Here is a 20902-nt window from a genome sequence, read left to right on the forward strand (position 1 = left end):
TTGGAGGTTTTAAGATATTTTAAGGAGAAACTTGATTGTGTTTTCAAGGGCTTCTGTGTCAATTGCTGTATCTTTGCACGGCCCGAAAGGGCGCTTGTTTGGGATGCCTACCACAGTTATAGAACCCGGGGTATCTGACATTCCGGCTATAAGGTCGCGTTCACACGCCACCCCTATTATGGCATCCGGCTTAACTTTTTTTATCATCTGCCTTGCGGAAGAACCGCCTGTCGCGGTAAAAGAAGTAACTTTATATTTCTCCGTCAGCTCCGCGGCTTTAAGGCGCGTCTCTTTATCAAGGCAGCGCGGAAGCAGAACAAGCAGATTCTGGCTTTTAAATTTTTTACGCGTTGCATATACAAGCGCGTTATTTACTTCAACAAGGGAGTGCCCTATTCTGTCTTTTGATATTTTAAAAAAAGCTCCGATTTTGTAAACTACAGGGTAAATCCATTCAATGTGAAGCCCGTTTTTACGGGCAAATGGCAGCACCGCAAAATTGAAACTTACCGAAACTAAAAGTAAAAAAGACCATATATATAGCGCTGCAAGTATTACTATTAATATCTTCATCACAAGAAGGTCAACAATAGGATTCCACTGATTCAGCCTTGGCGCTATCATATAATAGGCAAACATGGCCGCTGACGTTAAAAAAAGAAGCGCCGCAAAGTAAAAGGATAAAAACAGCTCCTTTCCCTCTTTTATCTCTTTTTCATATCCTGATAAATCGCCAACCCACCCAGCCCATTCATCGCCAAGCCTGCGGTCTATTACCTGCGGGTTTTTTGTCGTTTCCTGCAGGCTCTGTTTTTCTTGGTCTGCCATCATTACCTCTGTTTATTGTTTTTTACTTTTATTAATTATACCAGACAGGCAGAAAATATGTTTTGTCTTTTATTTAATACCTATCAGATACATCATTCTGCCGGTTTCTTTGCCGTCACGCCGGTAGCTGTAAAACATCTTACTGTGCGTGAAAGTATCCATTTCATTTATGAATATATTTTCTTCTTTTACCCCGCACGATAACAGCAGGTTTTTGTTTCCCTGCCACATGTTCATTGTTGTTCCTATCTTTTTTTCTTTGAATATTTTGCTGAATAACGGGTCTTTCTGCAGATTTTCATAGACTTCCGGGCCCACTGCAAAAGACTTGGGCGCTATTGCCGGCGACATGGAAACAAGCATGTGCTCCGGCGAGCATTTAAATTCATTTATCATTATCATGGCAGTTTTTAAAATCAGTTTGTTTGCCACCCCGCGCCAGCCTGTGTGTACAGCCGCTATCACTTTTTTATCAGGGCACGCGATGACGCTTGTCACGCAGTCAGCGGCACGCACCGCGATGGCATAACCCTTTTCATCGGTAATCAAAGCGTCACATTCAGTATCCGTTACATAAGTCCTGTTTTCCGGCGTTATGACGCAGACATTATCACCATGCACCTGTACAGGCGCGTAAATTTTATCAATATGAAGCGCGCGTTTAACCTTATCAATATTTTTTACAACTCTTTTATGGCTGTCCAGCGAATTAAAACCCGTATTCAGGCTTGCATACACGCCTTCACTTTCACCGCCGGTTCTTGTGGTAAACGCTTCATAAAACAAACCCGTCTTATTGATTACTTTATTTCTTATAAAAAGCATCTGGTTCTTGGGATATAATTCAAAATTTTTGTTCATAGCACCCTTTCCAGGTAATCAAGCACGCCTGTATAAATTCCTAAAGCCACGGAACTTCTGAATTGTTCGTCCGCAAGCTTTTTTTCCTCTTCTTTATTTGATATAAAAGCGCATTCCACCAGAACGGAAGGCATAGCTGTTTTAGCCAGCACATAAAAAGGCGCGCGTTCCGTGGGCAGCCATTTTAATTTAAGTTTTTTCACCAGGCTGCTTTGAATATAACCCGCCGATTCTATACTTAAATATTCAAAGGCGCCTTTTTTTAGATCGCTTAACAGCATGTCAAAAGAACCGCCCCTGCTGTTTTCAAATTTCGCGGCTTCCGCGGCTTCCCGTGAAGACGCAGTCCTGCTGTATATATAGCTTCTTGTGCCCTGCACTCCGCGGTTGCGCGCCGCGTTACAATGAATACTGATAAAAAGATCGGCTTTATTTTTGTTGGCAAATTCCGCCCTGTCTTTAAGCGGAATGAAAATATCTTTTTCGCGTGTCATCAGAATCTTCAGGTCTTTATTCTTTTTAAGCTGTTCTCTTAGCTTTAACCCGACATCCAAAACGACATCTTTTTCATATAATCCCGCGGGGCCGATGGCACCGGGGTCATTGCCGCCGTGGCCGGGGTCAATTATTATGATGAAAGGCCCTTCTTTCTTTTTCTTACCGGATTTTTTTACAGTCTCTTCCACTATCCTTATTTCATCAGCCGCAGCTGTATTTACGGCAGCAGTAGCCGTAGCCGCGGATACAGGTATTGATACAGCCTTTGAAGAAGTTGGAACAGCTGTGGGTAATAATGCAGTTTCAGCAGGCCTTTGTTTTACTTCACCCAATACCTTAGTTATTTCATCAAAAGTCCTCTGGCTTAAAAAAACATTTGCCCCGTTCACAAAAGGAGGAGTATCAACGCGGATTAACTTATTCCCGGATTTTATGTAAGGGTAATTTAAAACAATTTTTACTTCTTTATTGCCGCCGCCCACGGTTATAAAGCCGCGGTCCCAGTCAGCGGTGTAATCAGTATTTGTCTCTCTTAAAAGGTATTTTAAACTTACAAGTTCTTCCGCAAAACATACCCCTGCCGTTAAAAAGAGCAGTACCGGCAGGAGTATTTTTTTTAACATATTTTACTGAAGCCTTTTTTCATACATGCGTGTTTCCATCATTCTCTGATAGGTGGGCCTGTCCACATCTTCATAAGACCCTTCATACGCTTTTCTTGACCACGCCGCCACATTGCGCGAACTGTTCCTTGATTCATGTTCCTGCCTCATTTCGGGCTGTTCCTGAACTTTAGGCGCCTGTGCACATTCTTTAACCTCTTCCATTTCTTTGATTCCCGTTACAAGCACAATTACCTCTATTTCATCTCCCAGTTCCTCGTCATTTACCATACCATATTTCACAAACGCGTTTTCACCCGTCATTTTGTTAAGGTTGTCTATTTCCTGCAGTTCATTTAAATTAATGCACCCCGCAAAATTAACAAGTATATTCTTGGCTCCGTTTAACAGCGCGTTGCCCGTGAACGGGTCGTTCATTGCTTTTTCAAACGCTTTTTTAATTTTATCCGTGCCGCCCGCCCTGCCGATACCAAGAAAAACATCTCCGTCTGATTTTAAAGCTGTCTTTACATCTTCAAAATCAATATTTTGATATCCGGTTTTGGATATCATGTAAACCATCCCGTTTATAATATTTACAAGGGCGCGGTTAACTTCCATGTACGCTGTGGTGACCGGCATCTGTTTGTCGCACGCCTGAAATATCCTGTCATTTGGAATAGCAATTATATTATTTACTTTTTCTTTAAGCCTTTTCATTGACGTTTCAACTATATGCTGCTTGCCGGCGTTTTTCATTTCCATCTTAAACGGAGTAATTACAACAGCCACGGTCATTATGTCCAGTTCACGCGCTATTTCCGCAATTACCGGCGCTGCTCCGCTTCCGGTGCCGCCGCCCAGCCCCGCTGCTATAAAAAGCAGGTCTGTTCCGCGCAGCATATTTGCAATGTATTCCCTGTCTTCTTCCGCGGCGCGTTCTCCCTGTTCAGGATTGCTTCCGGCGCCCCTGCCTCCCGTTAACATCCTTCCAATCTGAACTTTGTCCGCCACATTGACACGCCTTAACGACTGAATGTCGGTGTTGACAGCGATTAAGTCCGCGTCACGCACGCCCATTTCCGACATTGCGTTAACAATGTTACATCCGCATCCTCCGACACCCACCACCTTTATTATTGCCCCCACCCTTTCTCCGGCTGTTTCTTCATCCCCTACAAGTTCAAATTTCAGTGCATCCATGCTGCGCCTCCTTATATATATTCGCTTATCAGATTTTTAATTATTTGCCATATGCTGTCGCCGCTTTTTTTCTTTAAAAAGTGGTTGTTTAATCCGCTTTCGTTTACGTAATAACCCACAAGCCCTACTGCCGTGGAATATTCCGGCTGGCTGACAATGTCATAAAGGCCCACTATCTTTTCTTTAATGGGCACTCCCACGCGCGCCCTTACATTCATCTGTTCCCTGAACATGCGTTCTATGCCGTTTAACTGCGCTGTGCCGCCTGTTATTACAACACCGCCGCTATACTGCCCTTTTTCAATACCCTCTTTTTCAAGTTCTATCTGCACAAATTCCACAAGTTCCTTTACGCGCGCCTGAATATAGCTTGCAAGCTGCCTGCGGGAAACCTGTGTCACTTTATTGCTTCCCATATCCGGCACATCAACCATTTCATCTTCTGCCGCGTCTTCGGGATAAACCAGCCCGTGTTTTTTCTTAATTTCTTCCGCGTTTGTCTTTGTGGTCTGAAGAAGCGTCACAAGGTCAGATGTTATAAGGTTACCGCCCACGGGAATAACCTTTACAAATTTCAGCGCGTCTTTCTGATATATAGCCAAATCGGTGGTGCCTCCGCCTATATCCACAAGCAGGACTCCGATATCTTTTTCATCAGCGTAAAGCACTGCTTCTGAAGAGGCTATTGACTGAAGTACTACATCTTCCGTGCTGTAGCCGGCCTTGCTTATAACTTTTCTTACGTTATCTATAGCGGTCACCGACCCTGTAATTATGTACGCATCCACTTCAAGCTTAAGCCCGGTCATTCCTATCGGGTTCTTTATTTCATCCTGCGAATCAACAATATACTGCGTTGGAATTACGTGCAGCACTTCCATGTCATGCGACATAGGCACGCTTGTAGCGCCTTCAATTGCCCTGTCCTTGTCAGCTTCAGTAATCTCTTTCTGTTTGCTGTGGGAAAGCGACGTCATGCCGTGACCTTTTATTCCTGCAATATTTTTCCCGGAAACAGACGCGACCACAGAATTAACTTTCACGCTTGCCATCTGTTCAGCTTTCATCAGGGACTTTCTTATGGCGTCGGAAGTGTCGGCGATATTTACAACGTTGCCTTTGGAAACGCCTTTATTTTCCTCCCAGCCTGTGCCTATTACATTTATTTCGTTCTCCCTGATTTCCGCGACAACCGTACACACCTTTGTGGTTCCGATGTCAACCGCGGCTACAATATGCCCGTCATTTGATGATCCCATTTATTCACGCCCCTTCATCTGATTATCACCCTGTCTTTGTAACGCATATCTATGACAGAGTATTTTTTATTCATCCCGCCCGCTTTTTTTATCACAAGGGCAAGGTTGCTTAACTTCGCGTTATCCAGGTCATTGCCCGCGATAACTTTTTTTCCGTCCATTGTTATCATTACTATCATTTCCGGATTTTTAATATTTATTTCTGATATACCTTCAAGCCCTGATGATGACAGCCTTAATACCGACTTTAAAGCTTTTTTATATGCCGTATTTTTAGTATCCGCCGAAATTCCAGTAAGCACGGGAAGGTCATGCCTTTCTTCGGCATCATCAACAGGTTTAAGGCTGCCCGTTGAATTTAAAACAAAAAGCCCTCCGGACGTCATTACAAGATACTTCTGCTGCGCAAAAGGAGACGTAATCTGCGGCATTTCCGGAAGCCTGAAATTTTTTGCCGCATAACCTATTATCCTGGTGCCGGCAAATAACAGCATTACTATAAGCACGCCGCCCAAAACAGCATTCTTAAAGCCGTTTTTAAGCGCAACAGCGCCCGCTGTGTTAACCCTTCTGGCCATAAATTGTTTTCTTTTATACATTCTTCTTTTTTAACGCTCCTTCTATTAATATCAAAAGCAGCTGATAAAAACTTATGCCCGCAGCTTTGGCGGATTCCGGAAAAAGGCTTGTGGGTGTCATTCCGGGAAGCGTATTTGCTTCAAGTACGTATGGCACGCCTTTGCTTACTATTATATCCACCCTTACGTATTCCTCGCACATCAGGGCGGACGCGACTTTTAAAGCGGTTTGTTTCGCGTTTTCCATGTCTTTTTTCGAAAGCCTTGCCGGTATTATATGCGTGGATTTGCCTGCCGTGTATTTTGCGTCATAATCGTAAAATTCATTCTGCGGCACTATTTCTATTACCGGCAGCACTTTCCCGTTTAAAACCGGAAGCGATATTTCCACGCCCTTTATATATTCTTCCACTAAAACTGCCCTTCCTATTTTCAGGACAGACTTTATTGCGGCCTGCGCCTCTTTACTATTTTTCACCAAAAAAACTCCGACCGAAGAACCGTTATCCACGGGTTTAAAATAAAGCGGATATTTCAGTTTCAAGCTTCCCGGCCCATTTTTTTTATCCAGTACCTGAAACGCGGGGGTCGGGATATTATTGCTTAACATTATCTCTTTTGATTTAACCTTATCCATCACAAGCGCGGAAGCAAGCACGCCGCACCCTGTATAGGGTATTTTGTAAAATTCAAGAATGCCCTGTACTATCCCGTCTTCACCGTAAGTCCCGTGCAGGCCGTTAACAACCACATCAGGTTTCGCGTTTATAACAGACGAAAAATCCCTTTTATTAATATCTATCTCTGTTACGTTATGCCCGTTTGCCCTTAACGCAGCGGCAATGCCCGCGCCTGTTAAAAGCGAAACTTTGCGTTCTTTTGAAAGCCCGCCTTTTAAAACCACAATCTTAAGCTTTTTTAAATCTGCCTTTTTCATAATATCTCCATAAATATTTTAACTTGATGCTATCTTATGTACCTGACTTCCTCTTCAAGGCGGATTCCTTTTTTCTTAAGCACTGTCTTTTTTACATAATCCGCAAGTTTTACCACATCATTAAATCTGGCATTGCCTTTATTTATTATAAAGTTAGCGTGCTTTTCTGATACTGCCGCGCCGCCTATCTGTTTGCCTTTAAGCCCGCATTCTTCAATCACGCGCCCTGCCACATATTCCGGAAACTTATTCTTAAAATAACTTCCGGCGCTTGGTTCCTGCGGATGTTTCGCTTTCCGCAGTTCTATTATGCGGCTTACCTCTTTTTTCACCTTCGCAGGCGTGCTTTTTTTCAGTTTCAATTCCACACCTGTTATCACGCACTCTTTTTTCATGAATATGCTTTTTCTGTATGAAAACACCTTTTTACAGGATTTAACCTTTGTCAAAGCGCTGCCCGCGCCCGCAACATGAACCACATCTATCACTTCCGCGAACGATTTTCCAAAAGCCCCCGCGTTCATATACGCGGCGCCGCCCACAGAACCGGGGATACCGGACATGAATTCCATTCCCGACAGGCCGTTCTTCGCGGCAAATTCCATAAGTTCTTCAATAGTAGCGCCGGCACCCGCAAAAATACCGGATGCGCCTTTTTTTTCAATGTGTGAAAAGCCGTTTTTCAGCGATATAAAAACCTTATTAATTCTGCCGTCCTTTATAACCATATTTGACATACAGCCGACAGCCATAAATGGCATACCGTGAGATTTGCACGCCTTAATCACGGCGCTTACTTCTTTTTCAGAACGCGGAATTACAAACAAAGCGGCTTTGCCGCCTATTTTAAAATATGAAAGCTCTTTCACGGCAAAGTCCGCAAAAAGCTCAATTCCCGCCTCTGATAACTGCCTGCGCAGAGAATTCATTAAGCCTCCCTTTCAAGGAGTTTTTGTATCTGATTCACGTTTCCGGCTCCCATTAACATCACATAGTCGCCTTTTTTTACAATGCCCATTACCCTGTTAACTATTGCTTCCCAGTTTTTTTCATAATAAACATTTTTATAACCCGACTCTGCCATTGCGTCCAGTATAAGCTGGCTGGTAACACCGGGTACCGGCGCTTCCCTTGACGGATAAATTGAATCCAGCACCACCACGTCCGCCAGAGATAATGACTTTGCAAAATCAAGATAATGAAACTGAGTGCGCGAAAAGAGATGCGGCTGAAAAACCGCTATCACTTTTTTCTTTCCTGCCACAACCCTGGCTGTTTCCAGCGTCTTTGCTATTTCCGCAGGATGGTGAGCGTAATCATCCACCACAGTAAAAAGTTTATTCAGATAAACATTAAACCTTCTCTGCACGTTCTGGAATCCGGCAAGGGCTTTTTTAATGACCGCCGGCTTTATTCCCTGCCCGTAAGCGATAGAGATACACAGCGCCGCATTCATAACATTATGGCTTCCGGGTATGTTCAGTGTAAACACACCCAGTTTTTTCTTTTCAAAAGTTATTTCAAAAGTCTGTGAAAAACCTTTTACCTTTATATTGCTTATAACCACATCATTATCGCGTTTTGTGCCGAAAAACACTTTTTTCACGTATATTTCACTTTCAATATCCCTTACATTTTTGTCATCGCCGTTAAGATAAGCCGCGCCAAAAAAAGGCGTCTTATTTATAAACTGCACGAAAGCCTGTTTTAAGTTATCCATTCTTTTATAGTAATCCATATGGTCATTATCTATGTTTGTAACTCCGCATATCACGGGGTTCAGGTGAAGGAACGATCCGAACGCCTCACACGCTTCCGCAATTACATACTCGCCTTTTCCCGCTTTGGCATGCGCGCCTTTTGATTTTACAAGCCCGCCCACTACAAAAGTGGGGTCAAGTCCGGCTTCTTCAAATATTCCGGCAAGCATGGAAGTGGTGGTGGTTTTGCCGTGCGACCCTGCTATTGCCACGCCTTTTTTAAGCCTCATTACTTCGTTAAGCATTACCGCGCGCGGAATAACCGGAATTTTCATCCTTCTGGCTTCGGTTATTTCCGGATTTGTTTCCGGCACCGCATTGCTGTACACAAGCACCTGCGCGTTTTTAACATTCTTTTTATCATGGCCTAAAAATACTTTCCCGCCCATGGATTTAATACGCATTGTGGTGTCAGACTCTTTGGCGTCCGAACCGCTGACCGAATAGCCCATATTAATGAATATTTCCGCCAGGCCGTTCATCCCTGACCCGCCGACGCCTACAAAATGTATCCTTTTTACTGTTTCAGCCATGTAACTCTCCTGTTATCTTCAATATAATCCGCGTTATATTTTCCGCGCCGTTGCCCGCGTAAGAACTTAAAAGTTTTTCACGCATTGATGCCGCAAATTTCACATCCAAAACCTTTTTTAAATTTTCCATAAGCGTTATTACATTCAGCGCGCTGTCTTTTATCACAAGCGCCGCCTGCCTTTGCGCAAAAGATACGGCGTTCTTTTCCTGATGATTGCCTGTCGCGTGCGGGTAAGGCACAAGCACCGAAGGCAGGCCGCACGCCGTTATCTCTGTCAGTGTTCCCGCGCCGGCCCTTAACACACCCGCGTCCGCTGCCGCGTACGCAAGCTCCGCTTTATTTATAAATTTTAAGAGCTTTATTTTTATTTTGTATTTCTTAACAGTTTCTTCAAGCCTTACATAATCTTCATCGCCGCACATCCACAGAAGCTGTAAATCCGCGAGCTGTTTTTCAATTTCCGGCAAAGCCTCTTCAATAACCCTGTTAATTTTCTTTGCCGCCCTGCTGCCCGGCATGATAAGAAGCACTTTTTTCGCCGGGTCAAGTTCAAATTCCGTGTAGCCTTCTGCTTTATCCGCTTTTATTATCCCTTCCCTGACAGGGTTGCCTGTCACAGAAGCCTTTTTTGCCGGAAAATATTTTTTTGTTTCCATAAAACCAACCGTCACGGCAGACGCGGCCGCGGCAAGCATTCTGTTTGCCAGCCCCGGATATACATTCGGTTCGTGTATAAGCGTCTTCCTGCCGGTTAAGGCCGCTGACAGCACAAAAGGAAAAGAAGCAAAGCCTCCTGTTCCCACCACCATATCCGGCCTGAATTGATTCACTATTTTTAACGCGTCAAAGAGCGACTTTATTACAAGAACCCCGTTTACAATATTCTTAAAAGTAAACTTTCTTATCAGGGGCCTTGCTTCTATTCCCTTAAAATCATAACCTCTCTGCGGGATTATTGAAGCTTCCATTCCGCTTTTATTGCCCGCAAAAAGCACTTCTGCGTTTTGCACTTGCTTTATCAAATCTTCGGCAACCGCCAGCGCCGGATATATGTGCCCGCCCGTACCGCCGCAGGCAAAAATTATCTTCATTTACCCTCACCAAAAACTTTACGGGATACGCCAAGCAGTATTCCCGCTGCCATAAGAGAAACAAGAAGCGATGAGCCTCCCGCGCTGAAAAATGGCAGCGTAGTGCCTTTCGGAGGCAGTATGCCTGTTGCCACGCCCATATTGGTAAAAGCCTGGACGCCTATCATAAAAGTCACGGCGCACGCAAGAAGTTTTAAAAACCTGTCTTTGGCATTTATTGCAATGGCGCTTCCCCTCCATAGAAATATGAAAAACATTACAGCTACAAGTGCCGCGCCTATGAATCCGGTCTCTTCACCTACTATTGAATATATATAGTCCGTATGCGGAGTGGGCAGATATAGAAACTTCTGCTGCCCCTGCGAAAGTCCCATTCCAAATATGCCTCCGGTGCCTATAGCTATAAGCGACTGCGCTGTCTGCCAGCCGGCTCCAAAATAATCTTTCCACGGGTCAAGATATACAAACATCCTTTTTACCCTGTATGGTTCCACAACAATCATCGCCACAACCACAAACACCGCGGCAGGAATAGTAACCGCGAAAATCTTCAAAGGCGCCCCTGAAATAAGCGTCATAATTATAAAAAGCGCCATTATTATGAACGTACCGCCAAGGTCGCGCTGCAGTATAAGGCCAAAACATACGGCCGCGGTAACCACAATTGATTTTATGAAAATCTTTTTAAACGGCGTCTTTACATCACTGAATAAAAACGCCAGATACATGGCGTAAAACAGCTTAACAAATTCAAAAGGCTGTATCTGCGGAAGCCCGGGCAGTTTAAGCCATCGCACCGCACCGCCTGCTTTTTTTCCAAATCCCGGTACGTGCACCATAAAAAGCATAATCACAAATACAAACAGCAGAAACGGAATAAACTTTTTCATTTTTTCAGGCTCATATACCATAAAAAAACCGGCCGCTATTATGCCTAAAAACGCCCACACAAGCTGTTTTTTAAAAAAATATGCTGAATCGCCGTAGTCTTCATAACTTACAACAGAACTTGCGCTGTAAACCATGATAAGCCCCAGCAATGTAAGTACCAGCACATCTATTAAAAGGACCGGGTCAACCCTGTCCAGCGCTTTTGCTTTGGCATTAACCTTTGCCATTATCAGCCGCCTTTAAAACATATTTTTTAAACTCATCGCCCCTGTGCCCATAGCTTTTGAAAAGGTCAAAACTTGCGCACGCGGGGGATAATAACACCACTTCCACATCAAGCGCATAGCCGGCGTTAACCGCTTCTTCCATAGAGGCGCACTTTGTAACGGGTAATAAGCCGCCAAATATACCTTCTATTTTGTCCCTGTTTTCACCCAAAGCAATTATTGCTTTAACATTACCCGGCAGTACTTTTTTTAACTGTTCAAAATCCGTATTCTTTTCCCTGCCGCCCAGTATAAGCGCCAGCGGTTGTTTAAAAGTTTCAAGCGCGCGTATTACAGCGTCCACATTGGTTCCTTTTGAATCATCATAAAACTTCTTCCCGTTTACCTCTGCCACGAATTCAATCCTGTGCGGAAGCCCTTTAAAGTTTTTAATGGTTTCCGCCGCTTTATTCATATCAAGGCCGCAAACTTCCGCCAAAGCCAGGCACGCCAGAATATTTTCAACGTTATGTTTACCCAATAGTTTCACGCCTTCAGCATCAAACAGTTTTTCTTTCCTGCCGTTTATCTTTTTAAAATAAGCGTTTTCACCGAAAAAATAACAATCATCAGACTCCGCGTAAGCTGAAAAATATACCTTACGCGACTTTGACATGGACGCCATAATTTCCGTAAACCTGTCATGCCTGTTTAATACCAGGACGTCCTGCGCGGTATGATTTAAAAAAATTCTTGCCTTGGACTCCGCGTACGCCTGCATGGAATCATACCTGTCCATGTGGTCATCAGTTATATTAAGTATCACGGCCGCATCAGTTTTAAATTCCTTTATTGTATCCAGCTGAAAACTGCTTATCTCCATTACCACGTGCGTATATCCCGTCTTAGAACACACCACATCACAGAAGGGAATTCCTATATTTCCTGCCAGCGCGGCTTTGTCTCCCAGCTGCGCCTTGAATATTTCATCAGTAAGCGTTGTAACTGTTGTTTTGCCGTTTGTTCCGGTAATACCAATTATCTTTGTCCCCTTTTCCATAAAACGGTACGCAAATTCTATTTCACCGGTTACCTCTTTATTATGCCTTTTGGCCATTTCAAACCATTCACCCGCAAGCGGCACTCCGGGGCTTACCACTATTATATCGGCGTTTAAAACGGTTTCATTGCCATGGCCGCCCGCCTCTATCTCTATTCCCAAAGTTTCCAGGTTTAACACATCCTGTTCCATCTTAGCCTTTGGTTTAACATCGCTTAAAACCACTTTTGCGGCGCCTTTCTTTTTTGCAAGCACAGCCGCTGAAATACCGCTTTTGCCCGCGCCAAGCACAACAATATTTTTTCCGTCAATGTTCATAACGTCACCTTATCTTCAGCGTGCTTAACGTGAACAGCAGCACAATTACCGCCGCTATCCAGAAACGCACTATGATTTTCGGTTCAGATATCCCTTTAAGCTGAAAATGGTGGTGCAATGGCGCCATTCTAAATATTCTCTTTTTGGTAAGTTTAAAAGATGTCACCTGAAGAATCACAGACAGCACCTCTGCCACAAAAACAAGGCCAAGTATCAGAAGCAGTATTTCCTGTTTTATAAGCATTGCTATCGTGCCTATTACACCGCCCAGCATAAGGGCGCCGACATCACCCATAAAAACTTCAGCCGGATAAGAGTTAAACCACAAAAAACCAAGCAAAGCGCCGGCAAAAGCCGCTCCAAAGACCGCAAGTTCGCCGGCTTTCGGAACATGGGTAAGGATAAGGTAAGAGGAGAAATTCATGTTTCCTATTATATACGCAAGCACCACAAGCGCTGCGAATACAAACAATGCCAGCCCGCTTGCCAGCCCGTCAAGGCCGTCCGTAAGGTTAACCGCGTTAGACCAGCCGGAGATAAGAATTCCTCCAAAGATGAAATACGCCCAGAATGGCAGAACCAGAACCTGCTTTATAAATGGAAGCGCCACCTGCGCGGCGTAAACTTTATCCCCTTCCAGATGAAGATAAAACGCGGTGATGGCAAACGCCCCTGCAAACTGCAGCACAAGTTTCCACTGCCCGCTTAATCCTTTAGTTCCTATTTTAAGTTTTAACATATCATCAAGAAGCCCTATCCCGCCGAACCACAGTGCGGCAAAAAGGGTCATATATACATATTCATTGTCAAACCTGCCCCAAAGAAGCATGGAAACAAGCACGGAAAAAAGAATCATAATGCCGCCCATAGTCGGCGTACCCTGTTTTTCAAGGTGTTTTTTAGGACCGTCCTGCCTGACTACCTGGCCAATCTTCATTTGGCGCAGCATCCTGATTACGAATTTGCCTATAATCACGGTAATAAGAAAAGCCGTGATAGCGGCGAAAGCCGACCTTACCGTAATATACCTGAAAACATTAAGCGCGGAAAACTGCGCGCTAAGCGGGTATATCAAATGATAAAACATGTGCGGCACTTCCTTTTCTTAAAGTTATTTTATTTAATTATCTCTTCAAGTTTATTTCCCCTTGAACCTTTAAGGAAAACTGTATTTCCCTTTTTAAGGTACGGTACAAGGGCTTTCTTTAATTCCTGCCTGTCAGTAAAACACACAGCCTTCTTTTTTTTATTGCCTTTAACATAACCTTTCTCCACGTCACGGGCAAAACGCCCGTATATAAGAAGCGCCGAAGGCTTAATCCGCGCTATCTTTGCTCCTATTTCCCTGTGCATTGCAGGTGAATTTTTCCCAAGTTCCAGCATATCCCCTGACACTATCACAAGGTTCTTTCTTTTCATCTGTTTTAAAGACATAAGCGAAGCCGCGTAAGAGTCCGGATTGGCGTTATAACTGTCATTTATCACGCTTGCGCCTTTTAACTTTATCTCTTCAAACCTCATTAACCCTTTCATGGAAAAAACTGCCAGCGCTTTTTTTACTTTCTTTAAATCCACGCCAAGTACTCCTGCTGCCGCAGCAGCTGCAGCTATATTATAAATATTATGAATGCCTTTAAGTTTCGTACTCATCTGAACCTTATTAAGCGAAAATTTCGTTCCCGTCACTGACTCTTTTACCGCCGATATTGCGTAATCTGTTTTCGCGTTCATACCAAAACTTATCACCTTATTTCCTGCTTTTCCGCTTAAAAACTTATAGTACCGGTCATCGCCGTTTAATACAGCAGTTCCGCCTTTTCTTAAACCTTCAAATATTTCCGCCTTCGCCTCTGCTATCTTATCCTGACTTCCCATATTGCCGATGTGAGCGCGGCCGATGTTTGTTATTATCACCGCGTCTAAAGGCGTCAGCTGAGCAAGTTTACTAATCTCGCCTTTGTGATTCATTCCCATTTCAAGTACCAGCGCCCGGGTTTCATTTTCCAGCCCAAACAGCGTAAGCGGCACTCCAAGGTAATTATTAAAACTTTTCTCGCTTTTCTTTGTAACGTATTCTTCCTGTAAAAACGCACCAAGCAGTTCTTTCGTGGTGGTCTTACCGTTGCTGCCTGTTACCGCCGCTGTCTTTAAATTATTGAACTTGGCCGCGTAATACCTGCCAAGGTTCATTATTGCCTCTTTGGTGTCATCAACAACAATACACGGCACGCCTTTTATCTTTTTTTCCGTAATACATGCAATCGCGCCTTTTTTTACAGCTTCAGCTGCAAAATCGTGGCCGTCATTTTTTTCGCCTTTTATCGCCACAAACACATAATGTTTTTTAATATTTCTTGTATCCGCGGTAATTCCCGCTATTTTTTTATCATCGCCTTTAAACGACGCGTTAAAAAGCGAATATATCTCGCTTAGATTCATTCTCATCTTATTTCTTACCTCTTTTTTTCAAAGCGGCACGCGCCTCTTCCTGATCTGAAAAATGCGTCTTTTTCCCCATAACATCCTGATATGTTTCATGCCCTTTGCCTGCCAGTATTACAATATCTTCTTTTTGTGCCATATTAACAGCAAGCCTTATGGCTTTTTTTCTGTCAGGTTCAAGATAAATGTTGTCTTTGCGCTTTATTCCCTCTGCTATGTCTTTTATTATCTCGCCGGGATCTTCCATCCTGGGATTGTCTGATGTCACCACAACAACATCCGCCAATTTTGCGGCGGCAGCTCCCATCATTGGCCTTTTACCGCGGTCTTTATTTCCGCCCGCGCCGAAAAGCATAATTACCCGCCCTGTCTTTATTTCATTTGCCACTTCCAGCACTTTTTCTATGGAATCAGCGGTATGCGCAAAATCCACTATAACCGTTATCTCTTTCGCGTATACTATTTCCATCCTGCCTGCCACGCCTTTAAACTTCTTTACGGCTTTTATAACCGCGTTTATTCCGGCAAACTTTATTACAGCGCTTATGGCACACATAATATTGCTTATGTTGTGCTCTCCCGTCATCGTGCAGCTTAAGCTTACAGGCCTGTTTTTTAATAATAATTTTACATCCATACCGCTGCGGGACAGTGAATATTCAACAGCACTGATATCCGCATCTTTCTTTAACGAACATGTGGCTGTTTTTATTCCGGCTTTCTTTGCCGCGCTGATAAATTTCATGGCGCCCGGGTCATCCGTATTAACGATAAGAACACCGCTTTTTTCAATGCACTTTACTATCTTTAACTTTGCAGCCAGGTAATTTTCATAATTTCCGTGATAATCAAAGTGATCCCTGGTGACATTAGTAATTACCGCTGAGGCCAGTTTTATATTCTTTATTCTGTCCTGGTCAAGGCCATGGCTTGAAACTTCCATCACCAGGTATTTAATCTTTTTAATCGCCGACTGCTTTATTATCCTGTGAATTGCCAGGTTGGAAGGCGTGGTATTATTCGATGTTACCGCCTTTTTTCCCACCCTGTATTCCACAGTCCCTATCATCGACTGTTCCTTGCCCTCTGCCTCTTTTAACATGGCGGCCGCAAGATAAGCCGTGGTGGTCTTGCCTTTAGTACCGGTAATGCCTATTACCCGGACTTTTTTTCTGTATTCACCGTAAAAATAATCCACGGTTTTGTACAGCGCTTCTCTTACATCGTTCACCTTTATCACACACGCGGCTTTTAAGCCCGGTATTTCCCTGCTTACCACAATACAGGACGCCCCGCGCGCGGCGGCATCGGATGCGTATTTGTGCCCGTCTGTTGTTCTTCCAATAACGCAGAAGAAAGCCAAACCCTTTTTTACAAGGGCTGAATTTTCTTCAGCGTCGCTTATTTTCACAGAGCCGCGCCCGAATATAATTTTTCCGCCCAGCATTGCCGCAAGTTTTTCGCAGGTTATCATTTTCATACGCCGTCCCTCATATCAAAACTTACCGTACAGACAGCGCCTTTTTTCATAGCCACTCCCGGCTTTGGATCCTGGCTTACGGCAAAACCGCTTCCCGAACATTTCGCATTCAAACCGTAGAGCCTTAACACTTCCATCGCACGCCTTACAGTCATGCCCTTTACATTCGGCATATATGTTTTTTCTTTATTATCATTATTTTCATCACCAAGAAAAATCTGCGCGTATTTTCCGGATACCATTTTTTCACCGGGTTCCGGTTCCTGCGCTATGACCACTTTTCCAAAACCATGCCTCTGATATTTTATTTTTTCTTCCGCAAGCAATAATTTTGCCTCGTTAAAAGTTTTATCTTTTATGCGCGGCATCTTTGCTGTTTGAAAATTATCGCCGCTTTCTGTTACCTGTGCCGTAACAGTCTCATCCGGCAGCACCTTAAAATATGAAGCCATCATGGTGTTTAAGTTTCTGAATATCGGCCCTGCCAGGTCGCCTCCATAATATATAAACCCTTCCGGTTCATCTATTGTCACCAGCGTAACCGTCTTAGGATTATCCGCAGGCATAAATCCTATAAATGACGCCACATACTTATTTGCCGCATACCCTTTGCCGTCCGTTTTGTGTTTCTGCGCGGTACCTGTCTTTCCCGCCACGCGATATCCCGCCACAGCAGCTTTCTTTCCGGACCCGTCTTTTTCCATAACAGCTTCCAGCATTGATACAAGTTTCTCCCGCCTGCTGCCGGTGGCAGGGCCGTCCTGTTTTTTTATTTTATGCCTGTATACCGTGCGCCCGTTCTTCTGTATCTTTTCAATAAGGTAAGGAGTCACAAGTTTGCCGCCGTTTGCAATAGCCGCATACGCGCGGACAAGCTGAAGCGATGATACCGCAACTTCCTGCCCGTAAGGCACAGAAGTTATTGACACTTTGTCCCATTTGTTGGCGTTCCTAAGAAGCCCTGTAACTTCACCGGGAAGGTCAATTCCTGTCTTTGAACCAAAACCATAAGCCAGGTATTCCTGATACAAATCAGCCGGCTTTAGTTTCATTGCCAGTTTTACCGTACCGATGTTGGATGAAACCTTTATTATTTCAGTGGCGGTCAAATCACCGTGTTTTTCGTGGTCATGAATAGTCCTGTTATATTTCCCTATTTTAAAAACCTCTTTACCCATTCCGCAGTAAGTCTTTTCGTCATCAGAATTGGGAAACTTTTCCAGATAAGCGGCCATTGTAAATATTTTAAAAGTGGAACCCGGCTCATACATATCGGTTATAATCCGGTTTCTTTTTTTATCAGCATTGGCCGTGGATGGGGTGTTAGGGTCATAAGAGGGATAATTTACAGCCGCGTAAATCGCGCCTGTCTCCGGATTCATAACAATTATGCTGCCGGATTTAGCCCTGCTTTTATTCACAGTCTCTTCCAGCTGTCGGTATGCAGCGTACTGTATATTGCCGTCTATTGTGGTATAAATATCCGCGCCGCGTTCGCCTTTTTTTATTTTCTTATTGCCGATTAAAATCGGCCTTCTTTTTGCATCCACCCGGATTTCTTCCCTTCCAAGTTTCCCTTTCATATATTTTTCATAAGCCATTTCAATGCCTTCAAGCCCTTTATTATCTGTTCCTGCAAAGCCTGTAATGTGCGCGGTTATTTCGCCGTAAGGGTAATACCTTTTTTCTTCCGTCCTTGAAAATACCCCGGGAATCTTTTTATCAAGAATTTCATCCGCGGTTGCAGAAGGCACTTTTCTTTTTATATATTCAAAACCGCTGCGGCTTTTAAGTTTGGACAGCACAAACTGCCTGCTTAAACCCAGTTTTTTGCTTAAAAAGTCCGCTGCCCGGTCTTTGTGTTTTACGTTTCTTGGGGTGACGCAGATAGTCTCTGTTTTTATACTCATGGCAAGCTGCCTGCCGGTGCTGTCATATATTGCGCCCCTGCCTATCTGCTTTTTCACAGTGGACATCTGCCCTTTATCAGCACGGTCTTTTAAAGCTGAATGCATTATTACCTGAAGAAAGAGAAGGCGGACAAAAAGCACGCCAAGCACAAAAACAAACACTGCCAGTACCAGCTCTATTCTCTTTTCTTCCGAAAAAACGCCCTGCTTCAAACTTCTGCCCCTTTAGCCGCTTTAAAAGAAACCAAGCGTGCTGTATTCTTTTTTTATCACGTGTACATCCCCGGGTTTAGCCGGCCTGAAACCATAACGTTCCCTGGCAACTTTTTCAATTCCGCTGCCGGACATAGCCACCTGCACTTTCATTTCAAGCATTTTATTCTGCGATTTAAGGGAGTCGCGCTCCCTGATAAGTTCATTTACGTCATAGTTTAACTTTGCGCTCTGCGTGTAAAACCAGACTACAAGCAGAAAAGGAAGCGCTAATAAAAATATAAGGCCGACGATTTTATTCGCTCCGCCTCTGGTGGGCCTTACGCTTCCGGCATTTAAGCCCCTTAAAAACCTGTTTGAAAACTCCGCCACTGTATTCTCCTGATACTTATAATGTTAAATTTTTTCCGCGCACCTTAATTTCGCGCTTCTTGCGCGGGGATTCTGCCTTGTCTCCTCAAAAGATGCTGTTACGGGCTTCTTTGTCACTGCTTCAAGTTCTTTTATCTTATGGCATATACACGGCCTGTAACTACAGTCACAGCCGTGCGATTTTTCCCTGATAAAGTTCTTAACTATCCTGTCTTCAAGCGAGTGGAATGAAATTACGCACATTCTTCCGCCCGGCACCAAAAGCGAAGCCGCGCTCTTAATACTTTTTTCAAGCGCGCCCAGTTCGTTATTTACCTCTATTCTTATCGCCTGAAATACTTTTGTAGCCGGGTGTATTTTTTCTTTGCCAAACTTTGCTTTCTTGATTATCTCCGCAAGTTCCAAAGTGCCCTTCACCGGCCTGCTTTTCATTATGAAATCAGCTATTTTCGCGTAATACCCTTCTTCTCCGTACTCTTTTATCACACGTTCCAAATCCGCCCTGTTGTACCTGTTCACCACATCATCAGCGGACAAGGGCGACGTTTTATCCATTCTCATGTCAAGCGGCGCGTCTTTCATGAAAGAAAATCCGCGGGTGCCGTCATCAAGCTGCATGCTTGAAACTCCAAGGTCGTAAACTATCCCGCTTATTGACTGCGAACCCTGTTCGCTTACTATCTTTTCAAGGTCTTTAAAATTGCCTTTTATCGCCTTAAAATTTGAATATCCTTTAAGCCTGTCAGTTGCGTACGCAAGAGCCCTGTCGTCCTGGTCTATACCTATTAAAAAGGCCTCAGGTGACATATCTTTTAATATCCTTTCGCTATGTCCTCCGAAGCCCAGCGTTGCGTCCACCCACAGCCCTTTTTTCCCGGCCAACCGCAGAAATTCCGCGGTTTCTTCAAGAAGTACGGTCTTGTGGGAAAATGTCATATAAGGCAGTTAAAGGCTCTGACCGCTTCTTCTTCGTTCGCAAAGAAATCAAATTCGCCCCAGTAGCCGGCGTAAACAAAGAGGTTGCGGACGTAATCATTGGCGCCTATTATCTTTATATCGCCGCCAAGAGTGCGGACCCTTTCCTTTCTTTCGTTTAAATATTCTATGCCGCTGACATTAATATGCGTCACTCCGGCAAAATCAATTATGAATAAAAACTGTTCCATCTCTATAAAACTGTTTATTATCTCTTTTAAAGCGATTATATCTTCAAGCGCAATCTCGCCCTTCATGATAAGCATTACGAATTTTTTGGATGTTGTCTGTACGCTCATTTACTTCCTCCCTATTTGTTGTTATCGTCAAAAGTATTTTTATCCCAGATTTCGAACCTGTCACCTATGCCCGCAAATACCACATTCTTGCCGATTTTAGCGTATTCCTTAAGAAATGGAGGTATTATTATCCTTCCGGCTTTGTCAATATTTACGTATTCCGTGTTTGCAAGTTTTGTCCTCATGTACTTTAAATCGCGTTCCGGATCATCCAGTTTTGTGCCCTCTTCATACTGCCCCATCATTTTTTCCCACTTCTCCGGCGCAAAAACCTCTATGCACTTGTCTTTGCTTTTTGAAAGCACAACAGTTGTGCGTTTATCCGGGTCAGAAGTTATCTCTTCAATGTATTTTTTATACCGGGACGGAATACTTACACGGCCTTTTTCATCAAGGCTGTGCTCGTGCTGCCCTATAAATCCTGTTTTTATCACTATAGTGCTCCTTTTACAAATATCTTTCCCACTTTTTCCCACTATTTGCCTAAATTATACCCCAAAACACTGTTTTGTCAATACATATATCCCACCAGAGGCATGATTTCAGAGCCTATTATTGCCTTATTTTTAAGGCGTTTTATGACT

The 20902-nt window shown here is 43.8% G+C and carries 20 protein-coding genes; all 20 read right to left on the reverse strand.

Features of this window, described 5'->3' with window-relative positions:
• Nucleotides 1-9: 9 nt before the first annotated feature.
• Entirely contained in the window at nucleotides 10-831 is an 822-nt protein-coding gene (locus CVV21_10810; protein ID PKL90877.1) for a hypothetical protein, read from the reverse strand.
• Between the two features lie 66 nt (nucleotides 832-897).
• Nucleotides 898-1689, reverse strand: a complete 792-nt coding sequence (locus CVV21_10815) for a peptidoglycan editing factor PgeF (GenBank protein PKL90878.1) — start codon at nucleotides 1687-1689, stop codon at nucleotides 898-900.
• Nucleotides 1686-2810, reverse strand: a complete 1125-nt coding sequence (locus CVV21_10820; protein PKL90879.1) for a hypothetical protein — start codon at nucleotides 2808-2810, stop codon at nucleotides 1686-1688. Before CVV21_10820 ends, CVV21_10815 begins: the two co-directional genes overlap by 4 nt.
• Nucleotides 2811-2813: 3 nt before the next feature.
• Nucleotides 2814-3992 carry a cell division protein FtsZ gene (gene ftsZ / locus CVV21_10825; protein PKL90880.1) on the reverse strand — a complete coding sequence of 393 codons (1179 nt, stop codon included), beginning with the start codon at nucleotides 3990-3992 and terminating at the stop codon, nucleotides 2814-2816.
• Nucleotides 3993-4003: 11 nt separating this feature from the next.
• Entirely contained in the window at nucleotides 4004-5251 is a 1248-nt protein-coding gene (gene ftsA, locus CVV21_10830; protein PKL90881.1) for a cell division protein FtsA, read from the reverse strand.
• Between the two features lie 14 nt (nucleotides 5252-5265).
• Nucleotides 5266-5850, reverse strand: coding sequence for a hypothetical protein (locus CVV21_10835; protein ID PKL90882.1), 585 nt, complete (start codon nucleotides 5848-5850; stop codon nucleotides 5266-5268).
• A complete protein-coding gene (locus CVV21_10840) occupies nucleotides 5843-6766 on the reverse strand; it encodes a D-alanine--D-alanine ligase (protein ID PKL90883.1) in 924 nt (307 codons plus the stop codon). The genes CVV21_10835 and CVV21_10840 overlap by 8 nt, the downstream gene beginning before the upstream one ends.
• Before the next feature lie 29 nt (nucleotides 6767-6795).
• Entirely contained in the window at nucleotides 6796-7695 is a 900-nt protein-coding gene (locus CVV21_10845) for a UDP-N-acetylenolpyruvoylglucosamine reductase (protein ID PKL90884.1), read from the reverse strand.
• A complete protein-coding gene (locus CVV21_10850; GenBank protein ID PKL90885.1) occupies nucleotides 7695-9059 on the reverse strand; it encodes a UDP-N-acetylmuramate--L-alanine ligase in 1365 nt (454 codons plus the stop codon). Before CVV21_10850 ends, CVV21_10845 begins: the two co-directional genes overlap by 1 nt.
• Nucleotides 9052-10152 (reverse strand): undecaprenyldiphospho-muramoylpentapeptide beta-N-acetylglucosaminyltransferase, encoded by a 1101-nt coding sequence (murG, locus tag CVV21_10855; protein PKL90886.1) that lies wholly within the window; start codon nucleotides 10150-10152, stop codon nucleotides 9052-9054. Before murG ends, CVV21_10850 begins: the two co-directional genes overlap by 8 nt.
• Nucleotides 10149-11270, reverse strand: coding sequence for a putative lipid II flippase FtsW (ftsW, locus tag CVV21_10860; protein ID PKL90887.1), 1122 nt, complete (start codon nucleotides 11268-11270; stop codon nucleotides 10149-10151). The genes murG and ftsW overlap by 4 nt, the downstream gene beginning before the upstream one ends.
• Nucleotides 11257-12627 carry a UDP-N-acetylmuramoyl-L-alanine--D-glutamate ligase gene (gene murD / locus CVV21_10865; protein PKL90888.1) on the reverse strand — a complete coding sequence of 457 codons (1371 nt, stop codon included), beginning with the start codon at nucleotides 12625-12627 and terminating at the stop codon, nucleotides 11257-11259. Before murD ends, ftsW begins: the two co-directional genes overlap by 14 nt.
• 4 nt (nucleotides 12628-12631) lie before the next feature.
• Nucleotides 12632-13714 carry a phospho-N-acetylmuramoyl-pentapeptide-transferase gene (locus CVV21_10870; protein PKL90889.1) on the reverse strand — a complete coding sequence of 361 codons (1083 nt, stop codon included), beginning with the start codon at nucleotides 13712-13714 and terminating at the stop codon, nucleotides 12632-12634.
• Nucleotides 13715-13743: 29 nt separating this feature from the next.
• Entirely contained in the window at nucleotides 13744-15072 is a 1329-nt protein-coding gene (locus CVV21_10875) for a hypothetical protein (protein ID PKL90890.1), read from the reverse strand.
• A gap of 1 nt (nucleotide 15073) precedes the next feature.
• Nucleotides 15074-16549 carry a UDP-N-acetylmuramoyl-L-alanyl-D-glutamate--2,6-diaminopimelate ligase gene (locus CVV21_10880; GenBank protein ID PKL90891.1) on the reverse strand — a complete coding sequence of 492 codons (1476 nt, stop codon included), beginning with the start codon at nucleotides 16547-16549 and terminating at the stop codon, nucleotides 15074-15076.
• Nucleotides 16546-18672: a hypothetical protein gene (locus tag CVV21_10885; protein PKL90892.1), complete on the reverse strand. Its 2127-nt coding sequence runs from the start codon at nucleotides 18670-18672 to the stop codon at nucleotides 16546-16548. The genes CVV21_10880 and CVV21_10885 overlap by 4 nt, the downstream gene beginning before the upstream one ends.
• A 21-nt stretch (nucleotides 18673-18693) precedes the next feature.
• Complete coding sequence (locus CVV21_10890; protein ID PKL90893.1) at nucleotides 18694-19044, reverse strand: hypothetical protein; 351 nt, start codon at nucleotides 19042-19044, stop codon at nucleotides 18694-18696.
• A 24-nt stretch (nucleotides 19045-19068) separates the two neighbouring features.
• Nucleotides 19069-19980: a 16S rRNA (cytosine(1402)-N(4))-methyltransferase gene (locus CVV21_10895; GenBank protein PKL90894.1), complete on the reverse strand. Its 912-nt coding sequence runs from the start codon at nucleotides 19978-19980 to the stop codon at nucleotides 19069-19071.
• On the reverse strand, nucleotides 19977-20318 hold the full coding sequence (locus CVV21_10900; GenBank protein ID PKL90895.1) for a hypothetical protein: 342 nt from the start codon (nucleotides 20316-20318) through the stop codon (nucleotides 19977-19979). The genes CVV21_10895 and CVV21_10900 overlap by 4 nt, the downstream gene beginning before the upstream one ends.
• An 11-nt stretch (nucleotides 20319-20329) precedes the next feature.
• Nucleotides 20330-20794, reverse strand: a complete 465-nt coding sequence (locus tag CVV21_10905) for a hypothetical protein (GenBank protein ID PKL90896.1) — start codon at nucleotides 20792-20794, stop codon at nucleotides 20330-20332.
• Between the last annotated feature and the right edge of the window lie 108 nt (nucleotides 20795-20902).

The sequence above is a fragment of the Candidatus Goldiibacteriota bacterium HGW-Goldbacteria-1 genome (assembly GCA_002839855.1).
Classification (GTDB): Bacteria; Oederibacteriota; PGYV01; order PGYV01; family PGYV01; genus PGYV01.

Bases quoted from the DNA above. Each gene is read 5' to 3' on its own strand.
- CVV21_10840 (PKL90883.1), bottom strand. From the start codon at position 6,766: ATGAAAAAGGCAGATTTAAAAAAGCTTAAGATTGTGGTTTTAAAAGGC.
- CVV21_10835 (PKL90882.1), bottom strand. From the start codon at position 5,850: ATGTATAAAAGAAAACAATTTATGGCCAGAAGGGTTAACACAGCGGGC.
- CVV21_10875 (PKL90890.1), bottom strand. From the start codon at position 15,072: ATGAGAATGAATCTAAGCGAGATATATTCGCTTTTTAACGCGTCGTTT.
- CVV21_10820 (PKL90879.1), bottom strand. From the start codon at position 2,810: ATGTTAAAAAAAATACTCCTGCCGGTACTGCTCTTTTTAACGGCAGGG.
- CVV21_10845 (PKL90884.1), bottom strand. From the start codon at position 7,695: ATGAATTCTCTGCGCAGGCAGTTATCAGAGGCGGGAATTGAGCTTTTT.
- murD (PKL90888.1), bottom strand. From the start codon at position 12,627: ATGAACATTGACGGAAAAAATATTGTTGTGCTTGGCGCGGGCAAAAGC.
- murG (PKL90886.1), bottom strand. From the start codon at position 10,152: ATGAAGATAATTTTTGCCTGCGGCGGTACGGGCGGGCACATATATCCG.
- CVV21_10815 (PKL90878.1), bottom strand. From the start codon at position 1,689: ATGAACAAAAATTTTGAATTATATCCCAAGAACCAGATGCTTTTTATA.
- ftsZ (PKL90880.1), bottom strand. From the start codon at position 3,992: ATGGATGCACTGAAATTTGAACTTGTAGGGGATGAAGAAACAGCCGGA.
- CVV21_10895 (PKL90894.1), bottom strand. From the start codon at position 19,980: ATGACATTTTCCCACAAGACCGTACTTCTTGAAGAAACCGCGGAATTT.
- CVV21_10880 (PKL90891.1), bottom strand. From the start codon at position 16,549: ATGAAAATGATAACCTGCGAAAAACTTGCGGCAATGCTGGGCGGAAAA.
- CVV21_10850 (PKL90885.1), bottom strand. From the start codon at position 9,059: ATGGCTGAAACAGTAAAAAGGATACATTTTGTAGGCGTCGGCGGGTCA.
- CVV21_10810 (PKL90877.1), bottom strand. From the start codon at position 831: ATGATGGCAGACCAAGAAAAACAGAGCCTGCAGGAAACGACAAAAAAC.
- ftsW (PKL90887.1), bottom strand. From the start codon at position 11,270: ATGGCAAAGGTTAATGCCAAAGCAAAAGCGCTGGACAGGGTTGACCCG.
- ftsA (PKL90881.1), bottom strand. From the start codon at position 5,251: ATGGGATCATCAAATGACGGGCATATTGTAGCCGCGGTTGACATCGGA.
- CVV21_10900 (PKL90895.1), bottom strand. From the start codon at position 20,318: ATGAGCGTACAGACAACATCCAAAAAATTCGTAATGCTTATCATGAAG.
- CVV21_10870 (PKL90889.1), bottom strand. From the start codon at position 13,714: ATGTTTTATCATTTGATATACCCGCTTAGCGCGCAGTTTTCCGCGCTT.